Origin of the sequence: Paenibacillus durus ATCC 35681 (assembly GCF_000993825.1) — a bacterium.
Classification (GTDB): Bacteria; Bacillota; Bacilli; order Paenibacillales; family Paenibacillaceae; genus Paenibacillus_AQ; species Paenibacillus_AQ durus_B.
In genome coordinates this window covers 2943070-2963475 of sequence record NZ_CP011114.1, presented here as the reverse complement: position 1 = coordinate 2963475, position 20406 = coordinate 2943070, and the positions used below count along the sequence as shown (strand labels likewise).

Here is a 20406-nt window from a genome sequence, read left to right as displayed (position 1 = left end):
CTTTAGATGCCAATTGCATGAAGGGTTTGGTTGACGAACCATTTGTGTTTTTTACGCATAGTGTTCTCGGTGACTTGCTCCAGTCCCCAATCTGGAAATTTGGAAAGACGTAATGCCGCAAATAAATCCCAATAAGGGAGGTTTGTGAAATCAAGGACCGTCATCATCGATTGATATTGCCGGGTGAATGCATTCATGGCGTCTATTCCAAAATGAAACAGAACTTCAAGCCGGCCATTGGCAAGGTCCGCCAAAGGATCGCCCACAGCCGCGTCCTCCCAGTCGATAATGGCGGCAAGCCTGCCGTCCTTCCACAAAATATTTCCCGGCCAATAATCTCCATGCAGAATGACATTTTGATTAATCTGAGGTAAGGGCCAGACTGACCTCAACGTATCCCGGATCATGCCCTCATTCAGCGATTTATCCATTTTTACAGAATGAATATCCAGTATTTCTGCGATTATTTCTTCTTGTTTAGGCAGAAACTCCAAGTGAAGCTTTGAGCAGTCCACGCTGTGGATATAGGCGAGATGGGCAGATAATTGGAACAGATAGTGATTTAAGCAGGAAGGATTGAAATCCGGCGTCGGGAAAATCTCGCAGGATAGGTCGAGAAAGTGAGGCGCCGGTACGAGAACCCCCTTGGATTTCAGCAGTTGTAAAAGTTTGTATTCGGCAGCCGCAATCTGCGGATTTCGCCTAAGATCAGCCTCGCCGTGCCGGCGAAGAATCATTGCTGCAACTTCACCATCGCTCCGTAAAATGTTAAGCGCTGTTACCTGGGCGGATACGCCGCCTTCCATCTCCATTATGCCAAGCAGTTTGCCTTCGGTATCGATCCGGTGCACCACTTGCTCAAACTTTGTTTCTATTCCCGATTCAGCCATAGGTCCCTCCAAGTAAGCTTGCCATTGCTGCTCATTCGATTTTCCCTTTATAATAAAAAAGTATAGCATAGTATGTGCTTTTACCCTCGTCTAGGGGGCATCAAGGTTATTGAGGGGTATTAATAGATATAGAGAGGAGTGAAGGTTATGACGACATGGAATTTGCAGGGTACGGCATGCCATTTGCTTGTTTGCGGGGGGAGCAGCTGCAAGAAGCGCAAGAGCGGGGAGATCGCCCAGGCGATCAAGAAAGAAATTGAGAAGCAGGGCGGGGAGGCTCTGATTCATACAACGTTTACCTCCTGCGCCGGACGGTGCGGAAATTCGCCGGTCGTTATTTCCTATCCCGAAGGGGTCTGGTACGGGGATATGTCGCCAAAGCGGGTCAAGCTGCTTGTCAGAAAATCGCTGGTGGGAAAGCGGTTCAAAAAAAATATCCTGTACACATTCGGGAAGAATGGCATGACAGCTTCAGCCAAAGAAGGAATGAAGGGAAAGAAAAAGGGGAAAAAATAGAGCATCGCAGGTCTTCCGCCTTACCCGCAGTCGGCAAAATAGCCGTCTGCGGGTTATTTCTTTTTGCGGTGCGGGGCATTATCATCGAGTTGTTGGATAAAAAGAAAGAAGAGAGGTGAACCAGCCGGATGTTCGTAAAGCTTGCCGACCGTGATCCCATCCTAAATGGAAAAATGTTCTTGAATGACGAGATCCGTTATAACCTGCTGCATCTGATTTGCGGGAGTCCGGAAGCGCTGCGGATCAAGACCAAGAGTGAAGATCTGATATTCGCCCAGACTCCGGGCTTCAATCCCTGGTTGTGGCTCTCCCATGAGCTAACGGAAGAGCGAAAGGATGAAATGCTCCGGAAGCTGGCGGAGCATGTGCGGTCCCAAGCATTTCCTGGGATATCCTCCGATCCCGGGACCGCAGAGTCTTTTGCACGTTATTATGCGGAAGGCTGCGGGCTTAAGGCTCAGCCGTATATGTTGCTGGAAGCGTACATATGTCCCGGGGTTAGACCTCCGGCAGACGTGAATGGATATATCGAACGGGCGAATGCGCGGCATACGGAAAGGGTTGCGGCTAATATGTCCGCTTTTTCAAAGGAAGTATTCGGTGTCACGCCCATGCCCGACGAGGTCTATAAAGCGGCCACGGCGGCTATCGGGACGGGAGGGTTATACCTGTGGAATGTAGGCGGCGCACCGGTCTCTATGGCGAGAATCGCTCACCGGACGGCCCGGCATGCCCGGATTAACGATGTGTACACGCCGCCAGGCGAGCGGAAGAAAGGATATGCCAGCGCGATTGTGGCTGCCGTTAGCGGTTCCTGCATACGGGACGGGTTAACGCCGATGCTGTATGCGGACGCCAAAAATCCGGACTCCAATAAAGTGTATCAGTCGATCGGCTTTGTCGCCGCAGGGAGGATCGCGGATATAAAGTTTCGCCAATAAGGCCGCCCGATTTGACTTGCCCTCCGCAAGTTGACTATGCTATTAAAAAAGCCGACGTACGCTTGATTAATCGCCGCATTGGGAGGCTTGTGGATGCAAAGAATGCAAATCTGGCCGGAGAGATTCCGTAAATTTTTTCTGAACAATAAATTCGTCGTTTTCCTGCTTGTGCTGCTGCTGATCGGACTCAATGTGCTTGTATTCGCGAGGATACCGTTCATCTTCATTCCGTTGTCGGTGCTGCTCCATACGGTGGCGCTGCCTGTTATTTTGTCGGGGGTCGCTTATTACCTACTTAATCCGCTGGTGGACCGGTTGGAGCGTAAGAGCAAGGTTAAGCGCGCCTATGGGATCGTGATTTTGTACCTTCTTATAATCGGTGTCATAACTGTTATTCTGCTGACGGTCATTCCGATTATCAAGGGTCAGCTCATGGATCTAATTGACAATTTCCCCCGTTACAGCGCCCAAATCCAGGAGGAAATCAGTGATTTAACGGGCAGCCGGCTATTCGATCAGCTGCAGCAGAGCATGGGAGCAGACGTCAGCTCGCTGACAACGAGAGTGTCCGAATGGCTGACTACATTTCTACGCAACGCTCTAACGGGTGTGGGCAGCTTGGTCGGAACGCTTACCGAGATCATACTGGGAATTGTAACGACCCCGTTTATCCTTTTTTACATGCTCAGGGACGGCAAACGTTTCCCCGATTATATTCTGCATATGGTTCCTACCGCGCTAAAGCCGCAGACCCGGATGGTCATGTCCGAGATGAACCAGCAGATTTCTTCCTATATCCGCGGGCAGATCATCGTTAGCTGCTGTATCGGAGCGCTGCTCTACATCGGCTATCTGATCATCGGCCTGAAATATTCGCTTGTGCTCGCCATTGTTGCCGCTTGTACGGCCGTTGTGCCTTATCTGGGTCCGGCCATCGCAATTACGCCCGCGCTTGTCGTGGCACTGGTCACCTCGCCATTCATGCTGCTGAAAATGATTATGGTCTGGACAGCCGTTCAGCTGATTGAAGGAAAGTTCATCTCTCCGCAGATCATGGGCAAGACGCTGAAGATTCATCCGATTACGATCATTTTCGTGATTGTTTTTGCCGGCAAAATGTTCGGTGTGGTCGGCATTATTCTGGCCGTGCCCGGGTACGCCGTGCTGAAGGTAGTGGTCACGCATATTTTTCAGTGGTTCCGTTTCCGTTCCGGACTGTACGACTCGTCCCAGGATGGCAAAGAACAGCCATAAGACAAACTGACGAAAGGATGATCGCTTGTGAGAGAGCCTGAAGCTGCAACGATATACGGAAAAGTACGCGGCATACAAGACCATGGCATTAACATCTGGCGCGGTATTCCGTTCGCCGCTCCTCCCGCCGGCGAACGGCGTTTCAGAGCGCCTGAGCCTCCGGCGAGCTGGGACGGGGTGCGGGACTGCTTCGCCTATGGCCCGGTATGCCACCAGCCGCCTGACCGGAAAGGCACCCGCTTTCCCGAAGAAGCGCCGGTCTACGATGAGGACTGCCTATACCTGAATGTATGGGCCCCCGCCGGGGCGGAGTCTCTGCCTGTTATGGTATGGATTCACGGCGGGACGTTCCTGACCGGAGCGGGCAGCCAGCCGCTGTTCGACGGAGCCGCTCTTGCCCTCAGCGGAAATGTGGTTGTCGTATCGGTCAATTACCGTCTGGGGCCGTTCGGATTTCTTCACCTGGCCCCCCTGGGTAATGGTTATTCATCCAATGTGGGACTGCTGGATCAGATCGCCGCGCTGGAATGGATTCGCGGCAATATTGCCGGTTTTGGCGGCGACCCGCAGCGGGTAACGGTATTCGGCGAGTCGGCGGGAAGCATGAGCATCGCCGCGCTGCTGGCGATGCCGGCTGCGCGCGGCCTGCTTACCGGAGCGATTATGCAGAGCGGCCCATCCCAGGCGTTTCGTCCCGAGCAGGGGGAGGCAGTTGCCTTAGCGCTGCTCGCCGAGCTGGGCATAGACCGGGCGAACGCAGGGAAGCTGCTGGAGCTTCCGGCCGAAGCTATTATGGAAGCCGCTGGAAGGCTAGTACAGCGGCTGACCGGCGGTTCGCCCGCCATGATCTTTCAGCCGGTGATCGATCCCCTGACGCTGCCGGAAGAGCCGATTCGGGCCGTTGCGAACGGTTCGGCGGCTGGCATTCCGCTGCTGATCGGAACGAACCGCCACGAAGGCCACTATTTTTTCCGTGAAGACACGCAGGTACCGGCAATCGAAGAATCGCTAAAGGCGCTTCAGCAAGCGCTGGGTACACCGGATCTGTCAGGGCTTGCCGCACATTATCCCGCGAACTGGGAGGGGCCAGCGGGAATCTTGACCGATCTGTTCTTCTGGGGCGGCGCAATTGCGTTTGTGGAGAGCCAATTGGAGCACGGATCGGTCTATATGTACCGCTTCGATTGGGGAGTGGAGGAGCATCCGCTGCTCACCAGAGCGGTACATACCGCAGAGATCCCCTATGTGTTTGGAAATATGTCGCACTTGCGGCGCTTGGGACTGGCAATCAGCCCGGCGATGAAGTCGCTTTCGAGTGCGATGCAGAGTGCTTGGACCTCGTTTGCCCACCAGGGAAGTCCGGATACCGGAAAGCTTCCGTGGCCGGAGTACGGGCTTACGGAGCGCGCCACCCTTATTTTTGATGAAACCGCATGTGTGGTGAAGGACCCTGACCCGGAGAAACGCCGGCTGGTGTTCAAATATATTTCGTAATAGCCAACCGTTTGCACAAAACTCTTTACGAATCAGGAAAAAAGGAATATGCTAGGTTTGTGAAAAAAATTACGGAATACAAGATTCTCGGGGTAAGGTGAAATTCCTGACCGGCGGTGAGGTTCGCGAAGGCGGACCGCAGCCCGCGACTCTCTTTTTTCCAAGCTGGAAAGGAGGGACTGATCTGGTGGAAATCCAGAGCCGACGGTAAAGTCCGGAGGAGAGAGGATCAAAGGATAGGAACGGCTTTTTGCTAAGATTAAAGAATTTATAAGTTTTCAGCGGAGCTGAACAATTCTTTAATCGCAAGAAAAGCTACCGCGAATGAAGGATTCGGCGGCATCTTCGAAAGGGCACCAATCGGTGCTTTTCTTATGGACGTTTTTATCGGTATAACCCCCGAGATTGCTCAATTTGGCAGTCCGGGGGTTTTTGGTCTGGAACGAGGTTTTGTATCGACAAGGAGAAATGATCATGAGTAATGTAACGGCATCTTCGCAAACTCAAACGGTGCGGACAACACCGCTGCACGGCGGATTCTGGCTGGTGGCTCTGGGGGCGGCCCTGTGGGGCGTCGATCCGCTGTTCCGCATCCTGCTGCTGAAGTCCCTGACTTCGTCGCAAATTGTATTGCTGGAGCATGTGGTGCTCTTTCTGGCTGCCGCTCCCGTGCTGTGGCGCCACCGTGCCGAGCTGAAGCGAATCCGGCTCCGGCATGCGGCCGCCCTGATCTTCGTATCCTGGGGCGGATCGGCCGTGGCGACCATCCTGTTCACCAAGGCGCTCTCAAGCGGCGACATTAATGCCGTGGTGCTGCTTCAGAAGCTGCAGCCGCTGTTCGCAGTCGGCCTTGCTGCTCTGCTGCTGAAGGAACGGCTGCCCCGCTATTTCGCTCCGCTCTTTCTGGTTGCGCTCCTTGGCACTTATTTGCTGACCTTTGGCTGGAGCATGCCATTCGGAGAGGCCGCCAGCTTCATCGGAATCGGCAGCATAATGGCACTTGGAGCAGCTGCGCTGTGGGGCGGCTCGACCGTCATGGGCCGTTATCTGCTTGGGACAATGAAGTACGAGACTGTTACTTCACTGCGCTTTGTTCTGGCGCTGCCGTTCCTATTTGTCCTTACGTCGGTGGAGGGAGCGCCTTGGCAGCTGCATGGCGGACTCGGTTCCTCCGCAGCCGTGGCGGTCAATCTGCTGCTGCAGGCGCTTCTTCCCGGGCTGCTCAGCATGCTGCTGTACTACAAAGGGCTGAGTACAACCAAAGCCTCCTTTGCCACATTTGCAGAGCTAAGCTTCCCGATGACCAGCTTAGTACTGAACTGGATCGTCTACCACCAGCTTGTCACCTGGCCGCAGGTTCTGGGCTTTGCGATGATCTGGACCGCGCTGTTCTTTATCTCCAGCCAGCAAAGGGAACCGCTTGAGGCGGCGAGCCAGCCGAATTAAATAAAATGCCATGGAACGCCTGAGGGGACAGCCCCAGGGCAAATGCTCGAATATAGAAACGTCCAAGCCGGTTTGATATTATCCCCTTCAGGTAGACACTCAAAAAAGTCCTCATGGTATCATGAGGATAGAGTGAACTTGGAGGGGATATTTGTATGGCCAAAAAGGGACAGAAATTTCAAACCTATGGAGAAGAGTTTAAGACGGCGGCGGTTCAGGCCTATTTGGAGGGGACGGGCAGTTACACGACGGTTTCAGCCCGACTGGGAATCCGGAGTAAGACCCAACTTCAGGAGTGGGTGAAGAAGTACAAAACGGGGGAAGCGTATGACACCCGCAAGGGATTAACCAACCCTCTTAAAGGGCGGCAACGCACGAAATTTGCTAGCGTCGAGGAAGAACGGGATTATCTGAAAGCGCAGGTAGATTATCTAAAAAAGCGGTACCCAAATCTGGTCAGGGAGGTCGCCCCCGTCCGCAGGACAACTACCAAATCGTAGAGGAGTTACGCGACCGGCACGGCGTGACACGTCTGTTAGCCATTGCCGGAATCCCTAGAGCCAGCTACTACAAGTGGCGAGCAAGCGGGTCAAAGCGTAAAGAAACTCATTCGCGGGATCATGAAATCAAAGAGCATATGCTAGCGATTCACTTGATTCATCCCTACTTCGGATATCCCCGGATGAAAACCGCTTTACGGGAGGCGGGTTATCTCGTCAATCACAAGAAAGTATGGCGACTAATGAAGGAGTTGTCGATTCCCTCGGTGATCCGGAAGAAACGAAAGTACTCGAGCTACACGCCTTCTGTGGTCTACCCGAACCGGCTGAGGCGTCAGTTTCATGCGGCAGGGCCACAGCAGAAGCTGGTGACTGACATTACGTATATCTCAGACGGTGCGCGCTTTTATTACTTGTCCGCCATTCAGGACCTGTTTAACAATGAGATTGTGGCTTGGCAGATCTCAGAGCGAAATGACGTCAAGCTCGTCCTGGATACGGTCGAACAATGGACACGAAAAAGAGACGTGTCCGGGGCCGTGCTCCACTCGGATCAGGGCTTCCAGTACACGTCTGCGGCGTACAACACGCGACTCGAGGAATTCGGCGTCAAGGGCAGCCACTCTCGCAAAGCAACCTGCCTGGATAACGCCTGCATCGAATCCTTCTTTTCGCATCTCAAGACGGAGAAGTTGTACCTCCACCAGTGTAAGTCAGAAACCGAGATACATCAAGCAGTGGAGGAGTATATCTATTTTTACAATTACCAGCGATTTCAGGCCAAACTCAAACAGCGCGCACCGATTGAGTACCGGCACGCGCTGGCTGCTTAGCCTTTTTTCATTGTCTACTTGACAGGGGTATGACCAGTTATCGCTGCAGGCTTGGACGTTTTTTTATGAGAACAGTCAGTTGATACGGGGAACCAGCTTAACGTCTCCGCAGCCAAGCGATGCCAGCTGACCAGGATTCATGAACAGCCTGCCGCCGGTACTAAAGCTGTTGGCAGGTGTGAGAGTGATTTTTGCCGCTCCCTTCGAGATTGTATATTGATAGTTCAAGGCTTTATAGGAGGTTCCCGGCTGATCCATGAGTTCCACCTTCCAGCCCAAGGCTTTCGCGAGCGGCCGCACAGGAATCCAGCGTTTGCCGTTCGCCTCAAACACCGTGCTTACCGGGATGCTGAGGCCGTTGATTTCCGCCGTATACTCATATTCTTCAATAACGGGAACCGGGACGACGGGTAGTTCGGCAGGGTTAATTCCAACAGGAAGGGCCGATGCCGGTCTGGAAAGGGCGGAAGGATAGATGGCCGACCGCTTTGCTTCACTCGTGAGAAGATGGGAGGCGGACGTCTTCAGATCGTACACCCGCAGCAGACGGTGCGACTCATTCTCCACATACACCAGCTTGGAGATGGAATTGTTGAAGGCATACATCGAGCCTGCAAGGACAGTGGTTCTTGTTCCCGTCTCTGGATTGTAGGCCGTAATCAAATTTTGTTTCGTCTGGCTGTCATAACCGGACTCCAGCAGCGTGTGTTGATCGTACCAACCCGTACGAAAGCTTGTCCGCATAGTTTTGTACAAAGAAACATCGCCGGTCTTCATATTTTTCAAATAATAGTCGTTAAGCTTGGCAATATAGTCGCTGTATGGCGATAGATTCTTTACATAAAGATAACGGGAACGCTCCAGAATTCCCCATTTCCCGTCCGGTGACAGCGAATAGATATTTTTATGGACAATGGCTTGGCGATCCGGATCGTATACATAGCCGCCTTCGGGATCATCCGACCCGCCGATTATCAGTGAGCCATCCTCTGCTGTTCTGAAAAAATGGAACGGTTCCTGCCATTTCGCAAAAGTGCCGTCCTGCTGCTTATATACCACCGCATTTTGGTACTTTCCGTCAACCACGTAGCTGACCGAGTATATCTCGACTCCTTTTGAGGCATCCACCGCGTAATCCTGCACGCTGTTTTCGGATTTGGCATGTACGGGAGACAGGACTTGTACACTAAGGGCCAGCAGCACCGCAGCCGCCAGAATTGTTCGGATAAAGACTTGCGATAATAACTTCATTTTTTTGGTTGTTCCTCCTTCTTTTGCTATTGAAGTATAGACTCATTCAACCGCGAAAAGTTTCGGGATGCCGCTGGACTAGAGTAAAAATAACCCTTTTCATCCATACTACCGTTATTCTGGCACACTGGCGTTCAGTTTAGAGCCTTAAGTAAGATCATTCCCGTCCGGGACGGGCGGCCCTGTATGAGATTGCTTGATTTAGGAGGACAAGCGGATGATGAAGACCGACTCTGGTTCGGCCATCTACATACAACTGAAGAATCGGGTGATGCTTCCTCAAGGTAAAGGTGTGAAGCTTGGCGACGTCGCTTACCTGATCGCCCCCCCGGAGTGGGAGGAGCGGCTGAAATCGCTGCTTCTGGTCCAGCCGGAGTACAGTGACGGAAACCTGATCCTCATCGATTTGCTGAAGGTCATTCCTCTGGTAAAGAAGCTGGTGCCGGATGCCGATATCGAGCCGATTGGAGAAGGCAGGACGATTGTCCAGATCATCGAATCCAAGGGTGAGCGGAAGCCGTCACCTGCCATGTTTGCGCTTGTCTGGCTGCTGCTGTTCTTTGGCGCGGCGCTGACCATTATGAATTTTCATGCGGACGTGAGCATGCAGGAGGTTCAAATCCGGATTGTAGAGATGCTGACCGGCCGTAGGGACGAGCATCCTTATCTGTTCCAACTGGCTTATTCCATCGGTATCGGATTCGGTATGGTCATCTTTTTCAATCATCTGTTTAAGAAAAAATGGAATGAGGAGCCGACCCCGCTTGAGGTGGAAATGTTCCTGTATCAGAAAAATATCGACCAGTACGTTGTTCATGAGGAATACCGGAAAATGAAGCGGGATGAAGGCGGAGCAAGCGAAAGGGAGGAAGTGTAAATGACGGCTCCGATTGAGGTGGGCCTGAATTTGATCCTTGGCATTGCGGGAGGCATCGCCGTCGGCGGCGGGGTGATCGCTCTGTTCGTCGTGCTCGACATGATTCCGCGGTTGGCGCAGCTGACGAAATCTTACGATAAGGTTCACTGGTATGAGGGCGCGATGGTCAGCGGGTCGCTGGTTGGCACGGTGAGCGATTTTTGGAACTGGAAGATTGCGGCAGGCCCGGCGGTTGAAGCGGCGGTCGGCCTGTTCGGGGGCATCTTTGTCGGCATGCTTGCCGCTGCCTTGACGGAAGTTCTCAACGTGCTGCCAATTTTGGCTAAACGCCTTCATATGACTTCACATCTGTTCGGTCTGCTGATGGCGATGGTGTTTGGCAAAGTGGCGGGTTCCTTATTTGATTGGTTTGTGTATCGACAGTAAAGGGAGGGCTAGAGATGAGCAAATACATTCATAGCGGTGATTACTTGGACAGCGAAGGGCCGGAGCAGCCGCTTTCGGATGCGGAGAACGCTGGGGACATCGGCGGGGTATCTGATCCAGTTGTGGAGCAGAGCGCCGAGGAGAGCGGCGCGGCGGCAGATGCCGGGGCGGAGCAAGGAGCCGTGGAAGATGGCGCGGCAAGCGCCGGGGAGGAGCAGAGCGCTGGAGCTGGCAACTTGGCGGCAGGTTCAGGCGAGGACTTGGGCGCCGGAGAAACCGGTGCGGCGGCTGGCACCGACGCTGAGCAGGGCGCCGTGGCAAGCGGCGCAATGGCAGACGCCAACAAGCAGCGGGAAGCTGTGGAGAGCGGAGCGGCGATGGGTGCCAGTGAAGGTGTAAGCGCTGAAGCGGTTGACTTGGCGACAGGGTTCGTGGTGAAGCACAGCGCCGAATCAGGCGACATGGAAGCATCCCGGGAGCTGGAAGCTCCGGATGAGAGCTCCGAAGGAGGATTGTCCGGCTTTATCAAGAGTATTTTGCCTGGTGAAGATACCAGTGACGAATCTTCTTCGGAGCAGGCTCAGGCAGGTTCGGGTCAGCCTAAAGATCCCAAGCAGGAGAAAAGGGATAAGGAACTGTCGAATTCGGTAAAAGAATCGATTATATACTGGCATGGCGAGGACAAGATTCCGGAAACGCTTGATCAGACGAAAGAGGTTCTGACCGAAGTGATGGGCCTTGGAGCATCTTTCGACGTAGTGTTCCGGGAAATGTTCTTAGGAGGAAGAAAAACAGGTCTTTTATTAATCAGCGGCTTTGCCAAAGACGTCGTTCTGGATGAGATTCTAAAAAGGCTTACCTACTTAACCCCTAACGACATGTCTTCCGACGCCTTAGCCGCATTTATGCATGAGTACATCCCTCATATCCAAGTTGAAAAGGCAGAAGAGCTAAGCGTGGCGATCAACCAGGCGTTGGCGGGGATGAGCGTTCTGTTTATCGAGGGTGAATCCCGGGTCATTATCATGGATACACGGCTTTATCCGGTTCGCGGACCTGAGGAGCCATCCATCGAGCGGGTGGTGCGGGGCGCGCGCGACGGGTTCACGGAGACGCTGCTGAGCAATATCGCCCTTGTACGACGCAGGCTGCGCGATCCGGGACTGAAATTCGAACTGCACAAGGTAGGCCGGAGAACGCAAACGGATGTGTCCATCGCCTATATCGACGATATTGTGGATAAAACGCAGGTCAAAGCGGTCGTAGACAAAATGAAGAGTATAAACATCGAAGGCATTCCGCTGGCCGACAAGCAGTTGGAGGAAGCAATTATAGGGGAAAACTGGAATCCCTATCCTATGGTCCGTTACTCCGAACGGCCGGACGTTGTGGCTTCCCATCTGCTTGAAGGCAGGGTAGTCCTATTCGTAGATACGTCCCCGAGCGTGATGGTTATCCCGACAACGTTTTTCGATTTATGCCAGCATGCGGAAGAGAACCGCCAGACCCCGCTCATGGGTTCTTATTTGCGATGGGTGCGGCTCGCCGGAATCTTCGCTTCGATCTTCCTGCTGCCGCTCTGGATGCTGCTAGTTATCCATCCCGAGCTAAAGCCCCCGATGCTCGAATTTATCGGTCCGCAGAAAAATGCCAAGCTTCCGCTGCTCGCCCAGTTTCTGATTATCGAGTTCGGGGTGGATTTGCTGCGCATGGCCGCAGTGCATACGCCGACACCGCTAGGTTCGGCCATGGGCCTGATCGCCGCGATTCTGATCGGAGACATTGCCGTAAAAACAGGGCTGTTCGTCAATGAGGTTGTCTTATATATGGCCGTGGCCGCTATCGGCATGTTTGCCACGCCTAGCTATGAGCTTGGTCTGGCCAACCGGATTGTCCGGCTGCTCCTGCTTCTGGCCACAGGCTTCTTCGGCGTTGCCGGACTTGTGATCGCCTCGACCCTGTTCATCATTTTGCTGACGGTCAACCGTTCCTACAACTCATCGTATTTGTGGCCATTCATACCATTTAATGCAAAGGCGATGGGGGCGATTCTGTTCCGCGTGCCGGTGCTTTCTGCCAAAACAAGGCCGTCTTTTGATAAAACGAGGGATAATACGCGCATGCCTTTGTCCGACGGTAATAAGGACAAATCGTAGGATAATACAAATCAACTGCATATTTGTCCATTCTATGGCGTTCCCTTCCTCTGGTATACTGAATACCATAAAAAACTGGGATGGATATTCTCACAGAAATCGGAGGATTGCGAATATGTTTTTACACGGGACGAGCCGGATTAACGATGCCGGTCATTTGGAAATCGGCGGGTGCGACGTTACGGAACTCAAAGCCGAATACGGTACTCCGCTATATATCATGGACGAACAGTTGATCCGCCGCCGCTGCCGCGAATATATGGACGCTTTTGCCGCCAGCGGGCTTGGTTTTCAAGTAGCCTATGCCAGCAAGGCGTTCTCGGTCATGGCGATGTGCCGGATCGCGGATGAAGAGGGGCTTTCCCTTGATGTTGTCTCCGACGGTGAGCTTTACACAGCTTTGCAGGCCGGATTTCCGGCGGAGCGGATTCACTTTCATGGCAACAACAAGACGCCGTTTGAAATCGAGATGGCACTGGACGCGGGAATTGGCTGCTTCGTCGTCGACAACTTCGTCGAGCTGGAGCTTCTGCAAGCCATCGCGGCGAGTAAGAATGCAAACGTCAATGTTCTGCTGCGCGTGACGCCAGGCGTCGAGGCGCATGCGCATCACGCCTATGCCGCTACCGGCCAGACCGATTCGAAGTTCGGTTTCGATATTGGCAACGGCTCGGCCTTTGAAGCGGTCAAACAGGCATCCGCCAAGGACAATCTGACGCTGCTGGGCGTACATTCGCATATCGGCTCCCAAATTTTTGAGACGGATGGCTTTGAAATGGCGGTTGAGCGTGTAGCCGACTTTGCCCGCCGCGTGAAGGAAGAACTGAACACCGAGTTCAGCGTGGTCAACCTTGGCGGAGGCTTCGGTATCCGTTATACCGAAGGCGACACGCCGCTGCAGGTATCCGAATATGTCGCTGCCATCACGGGCGCGGTGAAGAAGTATTTTGCCGGAATCGGCGCCAAGCTGCCTGAAATTTGGGTGGAGCCGGGACGCAGCATTGTCGGTGACGCGGGAACGACCCTTTATACGATCGGCACGAACAAGACGATCCCGGGCGTACGCAAGTACGTTGCCGTTGACGGAGGAATGGGCGACAATCCGCGTCCAGCGCTCTACGAATCGAAATATGAAGCGCTGCTGGCGAACCGCGCAAATGACCCAGCCGTAGAGACGGTTTCCATTGCGGGCAAATGCTGTGAAAGCGGCGATATGCTGATTTGGGATGTGGAGCTGCCGGAGGCGAAGAGCGGCGATCTGCTCGCCGTAGCTTGCACAGGCGCCTATAACTATTCCATGGCGAGTAACTACAACCGTATCGCCCGTCCGGCCGTTGTATTCGTGCAGAACGGACAAAGCGATCTTGTGGTCAAGCGCGAAAGCCATAGCGATCTGATTGCCAATGATATTATTCCTGAGCGTATCGCGAAACTGCCGGTAACGAAATAAAGCGTGTAGCGCGGGCTTAAAGGTCATCATGCACATCCTGTGCCGTGATGGCTTTTTTGCCGTGCCGGGCGCCGGGCGATAACTGCCCCAAAATTCCCGGCTTTAGTTGCGCATTGCCGTTCACTGCTGCTGTGCCTCCTGTCCGGCCGGGGAAGACAATGCAGGCATCAGAGGCGGCTTTGCATGCTTTGCTTTGGGAAGACTTTCATAGTAAACTGTAAAAGTATTGCACATTTTGTCCAACGTGAAAGGGGTATTTATATATGGCAAAACAAGCGAAAATCACTCTCGAAAACGGCGGCGAAGTCCTGCTCGATCTGTTCGATCAGGATGCTCCCAATACCGTAGCTAACTTTGAAAAGCTGGCGAATGACGGTTTCTATAACGGTCTGGTGTTCCACCGTGTTATTCCGGGCTTCGTGGCCCAAGGCGGCTGTCCGAACGGAACCGGCACCGGCGGCCCAGGGTACACGATCAACTGCGAGATCAACCCGAACAAGCACGAGCGCGGAACGCTGGCCATGGCGCATGCCGGACGCAACACGGGCGGCAGCCAGTTCTACATCTGCTATGCTCCGCAGCCGCATCTTGACGGCCAGCATACCGTATTCGGCAAAGTAGTAAAAGGCATGGAATACGTCGACGCCTTCCAAGGCCGCGACAAAATGACTTCCGTGGAAGTGTACGAAGCGTAAGTACATTCTCAGTCCAAGCTCAATCAGAAAACATAAGCCCGGCCGCATGCTCCGAGTTATTCGGAATGCAGCCGGGCTTTTTTAGACGGTTAAACGCTCTATCTTCCAGCTCCCCACCATTTTCCATCCCGCGGCTTCTTGTGCAGACCATGTTCTTTATAGTAGACTGTAATTATTCCTTATTAAGAACAGGTATAGGCTGCTGCGATACGGAAGACAGACCCCCAAATAATTCCTCCTTTAGAAAACAAAAAAACCAAGATCGAAAGTGAAAAAGTGGGTAATACAAATTAGGGATACACGGTGCTGTCGCCGCTCCTGACTTACCGGCCAAGAACATGAAGGAGTGTGATGATTAATGCGTGATGAGCTATACATAAGTGCGCAAACAAGAAAAATGGTTCTTTTATCGTCAGTTCTGCTGTATTAATTGTAACGGACAATTCCCCTGTTTAGCGAGCAATCCAATTTATATATTTGAACACGGTACTTTACCGTCAATTGACATGGGAGAGGGGAAGAAAGGGATGACGTTGCGGAAATTGATGAAGAAAAGAATCGCTATGTGGCTCGTGATCCTGATGCTGGTTGCCCAATACAGCTATGGCCTCGGGTTCACGACTGAAGTCAAGGCGGGAGCTATCGAGAACGACACAAATATTATCACCAGTGTTTCAATGGCGGTCTATGGTCCCGGAGGAGAGACAGTTACGGGCGATGTCTACGAGCAGGGCTCGGAGGTCACGTTGAATTATACCTGGGCTTTGCAGGATGGGCATAGTTATAAGGCCGGGGACGCGTTTACTTTCCATCTGCCGGACCAGTTCAAGCTCTTCAACGATATCAGCGGTCCGCTGGCTTCCGATGAAGGCGACGTGGGCAGCTTCACTGTGAACAAGGATAACCATCTTGTTGTCATGACCTTCAACAGCTTTATTGAGAACCATGACAATGTGCATGGAACGCTGAGTTTCCGCACCAAGTTCGATAAAGAGGTAATCAAAGGAAGTACGGTTCAACAGATCCTGTTCCCGGTCAACGGGGATACCCAAGTGGTCACCCTGCGCTTCAAGCCGAATGTCGCGTCCACCATTGAGAAAAAAGGAACGCCCGAGGGGTACAATGCGGAGAGCATTCAGTGGTCGGTGGATGTGAACAAGACGCTGGAATCCGTCTATGGCGCGGAGATGAGCGATCCCATTCCGGCGGGATTGACCGTTGACACGGTGACTGCCGCCGTCTATCAGCTTGATGTTCAGCTGGATGGGACGGTGAGTCAAGGCCCTCTCGTTGATTCAGCCAAATACACCTTTGATGTTAAAAATGGCACGCTTAAGTTGAAGTTTGCCGATTCGCCGATCACGGGCGCATACCGTATTGTGTTTTCCACAGCGATTACCGATCTGACCAAAACAAAATTTACAAATACGGCATCCTTCTCTGGCGACAATTTGTCTCCGGTGACCGCCTCGGCAACAGTTGCGGTTCAACGCGCGCCAAGCCTGCAGAAATATCCAATTGGATATGAACCCTCAACTCAGACTGTCACCTGGGGGATCAATTACAATTATAACTATGGCATGATTCCGCAGACAGATGCGGTGCTCAAGGATTTATTCAATGACAGTCAGGAATTGGTTGCGGATTCCGTTAAAGTCTATAATGTGAGCGTGGATTCCGATGGAAAAGCGACGGTAGGCTCGCAGCTGGCGGAAGGAACGGATTATACGGTTACACCGGCATCCGCAGCTGGAAAAACCGGGTTTAAGCTTCAGTTTTTGCGGGATGTGAACACGCCTTATTTTATTGAATACAAGACCAAGAACAAAGGGCGTCTATTTGACTCCAAAAGAATATACAACACGGTAACCTCAGGCACTTATAAAGCGGAATACAATCAGGATATTCACCCCGTCATTATTTATAAAACGGTCGATGCCGCCGGAGCCGATTACCGCAACAAAACCGTAGATTGGAAAATTACGCTCAACGAAGACAACTATCCGATGAGTAACGTTGTCGTCAAGGATACCTTCCCTTCCGGCGGCCTTACTTTTATTCCGGAGTCGTTGGTCGTCAAGAGCGCTGCGGGAACCGTGGTGCCTGCTTCGGAATATACATTGGAGTATGCCCAGCCGATTGTGCAAGGGGAAGGATTCACCGTAGCTTTCAAAAAGCCGATTACCGGAAAATATACGATCAGCTATAAGCTGCGCTTTGACTATTACGGCATCAAGGACGGCGGGGATAAATTCTATAATACGGCAACCGTTGCCTGGGAGGGCGGAACCGCTTCGGCAAAGGCTGTATTCAATCCCCGGATCGAGGTCAAGAACAACGGATTCAAATATGGGCAGTACAATGCGGCGTCCAAGGAAATAACATGGTCGATCGGAGCCAACTACAACGGCAAGCCGCTGCAAAATGCGGAGATTGTTGACGCCATTGAGGCGCCGCAGCAACTGGTACCCGGATCGGTGAAGATCAAACAGTTATATTTATGGCCGAACGGCCTGACCTGGAAAATGTCCGATCTGAACGTGAAGTATACGGTTACATTGGGCAACGACAATGTGCTGAGAGTGAAATTTGATGAACCGGTCAACTATCCTTTCTATGTTGAGTTCAAAACGACTCTCGAAGGACAGCTGATTAACAGCAGCAAGGTCTATAATACGGCAAGCATTTATGACGGAAATAAGAAGGTATCGGGAGATCTGACTGGCGTTGTGACCATTCCATATGGCGGAGAATATGTCGTCAAGAGCGGAGCACAGGCTGGCGACAAGATTAACTGGACCATTCCTATCAACAGGGGCCAATCTTTCATAAAGGATGCGAAGATTACGGATGTCGGAAGCGCGAATCAAATGCTGCTGACCGATTCGTTCCATCTCTATCCTACGACGGTTGCTCAGGACGGAACGCTATCCAAAGCCGTACCGGAGCTTGTTAAGGGAACGGATTATACGCTCGATATCACCACAACGAACGAAGGCCGGCAGACATTCGTCTTAAGCTTCTTGAAGGACATTAAATCGGCGTATATCCTGGAGTACCAGTCGCTGATTGCGGCCCGCAGCGGAGAAACCGTGACGAATGCCGTAACGCTCAGCGGCAACAATGTGGTGGAAGTGACGAAGGAAACTTCGACGGAGATTATCGTCGGCGTATCCAGCGGCTCTGGAACAGGCAGCGGTTCAAGAAGCTTGCTGACGATCAAGAAGCTGGACGAGGGCGATCACCTGAAGCTGCTAGTTGGAGCGACATTTGATTTGTATCGTCTGAACGGAAGCGAACGCTTGTTAATCGGAACGAAGACGACAGGGGCGGACGGCACGGTTTTATTTAACGGTATTTTGTCCGGCAGTTATGTATTGGTCGAGACGAAGGCTCCCGAAGGCTATGTTCTCGATGCGGCCGAGCGTCCGGTGACCGTTGGTGCAGGGGCAAATATTGTACTGCCAATAACCAATCATAAGCTCCCTTCGCCGACACCATCCGTAACACCGTCGCCAACGCCGTCCGCTACACCGTCTGTGACGCCGTCGGCCGTACCATCGGTGCCGCCGTCCGTGACCCCGTCGGTTGCGCCATCGGTGCCGCCGTCTGAGGCACCATCTGAGCCGCCGACTGCGACACCGTCGGCTGCGCCGTCTGAGCCGCCGTCGGCTACGCCGTCTGAGCCGCCGATCGCGAACCCGTCAGCTGCACCATCTGAATCGCCATCCGTGACGCCGCCAATTACACCGGCTCCATCAGCTACACCTACGGCTTCGACCGTCATTATCCCGGATGAGCAAATTCCGGCAGGTCCGGCGAACTCAAGTGAGCCGCAGCCTTCACCGGTGCCAAGTGTAACGCCGACGGAAGTGCCTGCGGATGGAGAGGTTCCGCTTGGCGGGGTCGATATTGACGAGGATGACGTTCCCAAAGGCGGTCCTTCCGATCCGTCGCCAAGTCCCGCCTCCGGCAACCTGCCGAAGACCGGTGAAGGAAGCTCGCTTCCGATATACATGGGCGGCCTGGGCCTTATCCTGGTCGGACTCATCCTCAACCGTTGGTTGACCCATAACAAGAAAACGAAATAACGGCCGGCCTAACATTCATTCAAGCCGGCTGAGTCGGTAAGCGCCCGGGAGCCAACCCGGGCGCTTTTTGCTAAACAACCATGCAAGGACGGGATTACACGGATTTCCTGATTTTTTGAGGGCATTGAGCGTTCATGATAAGCTATACTGGTAAAGAAGTGCAAGAGAATCCAGAGAGCGGGGAGGAAGAGTATGCTGCAGGAACAAGTGATATATAGAGTACTTACCGCCGCGCTTGAAACCGGCGCTGATTTTGCGGAAATCTTCGCCGAGGATAAGACAAGCGGACGGCTCGAGATGGTGGGAGGAATGCTGGAAAGCTCCCTGTCCGGCCGAGATTACGGAGTAGGCATCCGGGTTTTGCAGGGTAACTTTTCCGTCTATGCGTACACGAACGACAGCAGCGAGGAGAATCTGATCGACACGGCCCGTTCGGCGGCGGCAGCTATTCGCGGTGGCGCAGCCGGCAGCCGGGTAATGGATCTTCGGCGGACAGTCACCGATAATCGCCATTACATCGGAATTATGCCGGACAGCTCGCAGAAAAAGCGCAATATTGAACTGATGCGGCGCGCCCACAGCACGGCGACAGCATATGATCCAAGCATCGCCCAGACGAAAATTCACGCGATGAATCAATTACAAAATATATTGATCGCCAATACCGAGGGCTTATTGGTTCAGGACATACGGGTCTATACGAGACTGGGAATCAGCGCGGTGGCGGAGGATGGCGACCAGAAACAGTCCGGCTTCAGCGGGCCGGGCGCCTATGCCGGTCACGAGTTTCTGGAGAGTCTGGACATCGAAGAGCATGCCCGCAAGGCTTCCCGGATTGCGGTCACGATGGTCAAAGCGGGCAATGCTCCCAGCGGAAGGCTTCCCGTCATTATCGACAACGGGTTTGGCGGCGTCTTGTTCCATGAAGCCTGCGGCCATGGGCTGGAGTCGACCGCCGTCGCTCCAGGATCGTCAGTCTTCGCGGGTAAAATCGGCGAGCGGGTCGCTTCGCCTCTAGTAACCGCAGTCGACGATGGCACGATTGCCAATGCTTGGGGCTCGCTGAATATCGACGACGAGGGCGCCAAGACGCAGCGCAACGTCCTGATTGAGAACGGCATACTGAAGGGCTATTTGATTGACCGGATGGGCTCCCGCAGAATGGGCATGCCTTCCACGGGCTCCGGCCGCCGGCAATCCTATAAATTCGCTCCGGCGTCGCGGATGAACAATACGTTCATCAGCAATGGAACTTCGACCCGCGAGGAGATTATCGCCAATACCGAATACGGCATTTACGCCAAGTCCATGGGCGGCGGCTCGGTTAACACGGCTACGAGCGATTTCAATTTTGCCGTTCAGGAAGCCTATATCATACGCAATGGTAAAATCGCCGAACCGGTCAAGGGCGCGACCCTGATCGGCAAGGGGATCGATTGCTTAAGCAAAATCGACATGGTCGGCAATAACCTCGAACACGGACAGGGTATGTGCGGGTCCGTCAGCGGCAGCCTGCCGGTTAACTGCGGTCAGCCCACCATCCGGGTGTCGGAAATGACGGTCGGGGGAAGAAAGGGGGAGTAACG

Annotated in this window: 16 protein-coding genes and 1 riboswitch; of the genes, 14 read left to right on the top strand and 2 right to left on the bottom strand. The window is 53.2% G+C overall.

Annotated elements, in window-relative coordinates:
• Positions 1-2: 2 nt before the first annotated feature.
• The gene (locus VK70_RS13585; protein ID WP_233277687.1) at positions 3-890 is read right to left on the bottom strand and encodes a phosphotransferase family protein; all 888 of its coding nucleotides are present in this window, start codon (positions 888-890) and stop codon (positions 3-5) included.
• 147 nt (positions 891-1037) lie between these two features.
• Here VK70_RS13585 and VK70_RS13580 point away from each other — a divergent pair, with 147 nt between their 5' ends.
• From VK70_RS13580 to VK70_RS13550, 7 genes are all read left to right on the top strand, one after another.
• Positions 1038-1406, top strand: a complete 369-nt coding sequence (locus VK70_RS13580) for a (2Fe-2S) ferredoxin domain-containing protein (protein ID WP_025694751.1) — start codon at positions 1038-1040, stop codon at positions 1404-1406.
• A 128-nt stretch (positions 1407-1534) separates the two neighbouring features.
• Positions 1535-2347 (top strand): GNAT family N-acetyltransferase, encoded by an 813-nt coding sequence (locus VK70_RS13575; RefSeq protein ID WP_046723393.1) that lies wholly within the window; start codon positions 1535-1537, stop codon positions 2345-2347.
• A gap of 93 nt (positions 2348-2440) precedes the next feature.
• Complete coding sequence (locus VK70_RS13570) at positions 2441-3601, top strand: AI-2E family transporter (protein WP_025694374.1); 1161 nt, start codon at positions 2441-2443, stop codon at positions 3599-3601.
• 27 nt (positions 3602-3628) lie between these two features.
• Complete coding sequence (locus tag VK70_RS13565) at positions 3629-5095, top strand: carboxylesterase/lipase family protein (protein ID WP_046723391.1); 1467 nt, start codon at positions 3629-3631, stop codon at positions 5093-5095.
• Between the two features lie 79 nt (positions 5096-5174).
• Positions 5175-5329: riboswitch (FMN riboswitch) on the top strand.
• A gap of 240 nt (positions 5330-5569) precedes the next feature.
• The gene (locus tag VK70_RS13560; protein WP_025695383.1) at positions 5570-6541 is read left to right on the top strand and encodes a DMT family transporter; all 972 of its coding nucleotides are present in this window, start codon (positions 5570-5572) and stop codon (positions 6539-6541) included.
• A gap of 155 nt (positions 6542-6696) precedes the next feature.
• A complete protein-coding gene (locus VK70_RS29535; protein ID WP_025695928.1) occupies positions 6697-7041 on the top strand; it encodes a helix-turn-helix domain-containing protein in 345 nt (114 codons plus the stop codon).
• A complete protein-coding gene (locus VK70_RS13550) occupies positions 7035-7874 on the top strand; it encodes an IS3 family transposase (RefSeq protein WP_036640882.1) in 840 nt (279 codons plus the stop codon). Before VK70_RS29535 ends, VK70_RS13550 begins: the two co-directional genes overlap by 7 nt.
• A 75-nt stretch (positions 7875-7949) precedes the next feature.
• Here the strand turns inward: VK70_RS13550 and VK70_RS13545 are convergent, their stop codons facing one another.
• Positions 7950-9125: a hypothetical protein gene (locus VK70_RS13545; RefSeq protein WP_025694294.1), complete on the bottom strand. Its 1176-nt coding sequence runs from the start codon at positions 9123-9125 to the stop codon at positions 7950-7952.
• A 220-nt stretch (positions 9126-9345) separates the two neighbouring features.
• On the opposite strand from VK70_RS13545, the gene VK70_RS13540 reads away from it, so the two are divergent.
• From VK70_RS13540 to VK70_RS13505, 7 genes are all read left to right on the top strand, one after another.
• On the top strand, positions 9346-10002 hold the full coding sequence (locus tag VK70_RS13540; RefSeq protein WP_025694295.1) for a stage V sporulation protein AA: 657 nt from the start codon (positions 9346-9348) through the stop codon (positions 10000-10002).
• A complete protein-coding gene (locus VK70_RS13535) occupies positions 10003-10428 on the top strand; it encodes a stage V sporulation protein AB (RefSeq protein ID WP_025694296.1) in 426 nt (141 codons plus the stop codon). It begins immediately after the preceding gene.
• Positions 10429-10889: 461 nt separating this feature from the next.
• Entirely contained in the window at positions 10890-12584 is a 1695-nt protein-coding gene (locus tag VK70_RS13525; protein WP_081754730.1) for a spore germination protein, read from the top strand.
• A 115-nt stretch (positions 12585-12699) separates the two neighbouring features.
• On the top strand, positions 12700-14034 hold the full coding sequence (lysA, locus tag VK70_RS13520; RefSeq protein WP_025694298.1) for a diaminopimelate decarboxylase: 1335 nt from the start codon (positions 12700-12702) through the stop codon (positions 14032-14034).
• A 263-nt stretch (positions 14035-14297) separates the two neighbouring features.
• Positions 14298-14729, top strand: coding sequence for a peptidylprolyl isomerase (locus tag VK70_RS13515; RefSeq protein WP_025694299.1), 432 nt, complete (start codon positions 14298-14300; stop codon positions 14727-14729).
• A gap of 527 nt (positions 14730-15256) precedes the next feature.
• The gene (locus VK70_RS13510) at positions 15257-18820 is read left to right on the top strand and encodes a collagen binding domain-containing protein (protein ID WP_052756007.1); all 3564 of its coding nucleotides are present in this window, start codon (positions 15257-15259) and stop codon (positions 18818-18820) included.
• 192 nt (positions 18821-19012) lie between these two features.
• Complete coding sequence (locus VK70_RS13505; protein WP_046723389.1) at positions 19013-20404, top strand: TldD/PmbA family protein; 1392 nt, start codon at positions 19013-19015, stop codon at positions 20402-20404.
• Positions 20405-20406 lie beyond the last annotated feature (2 nt).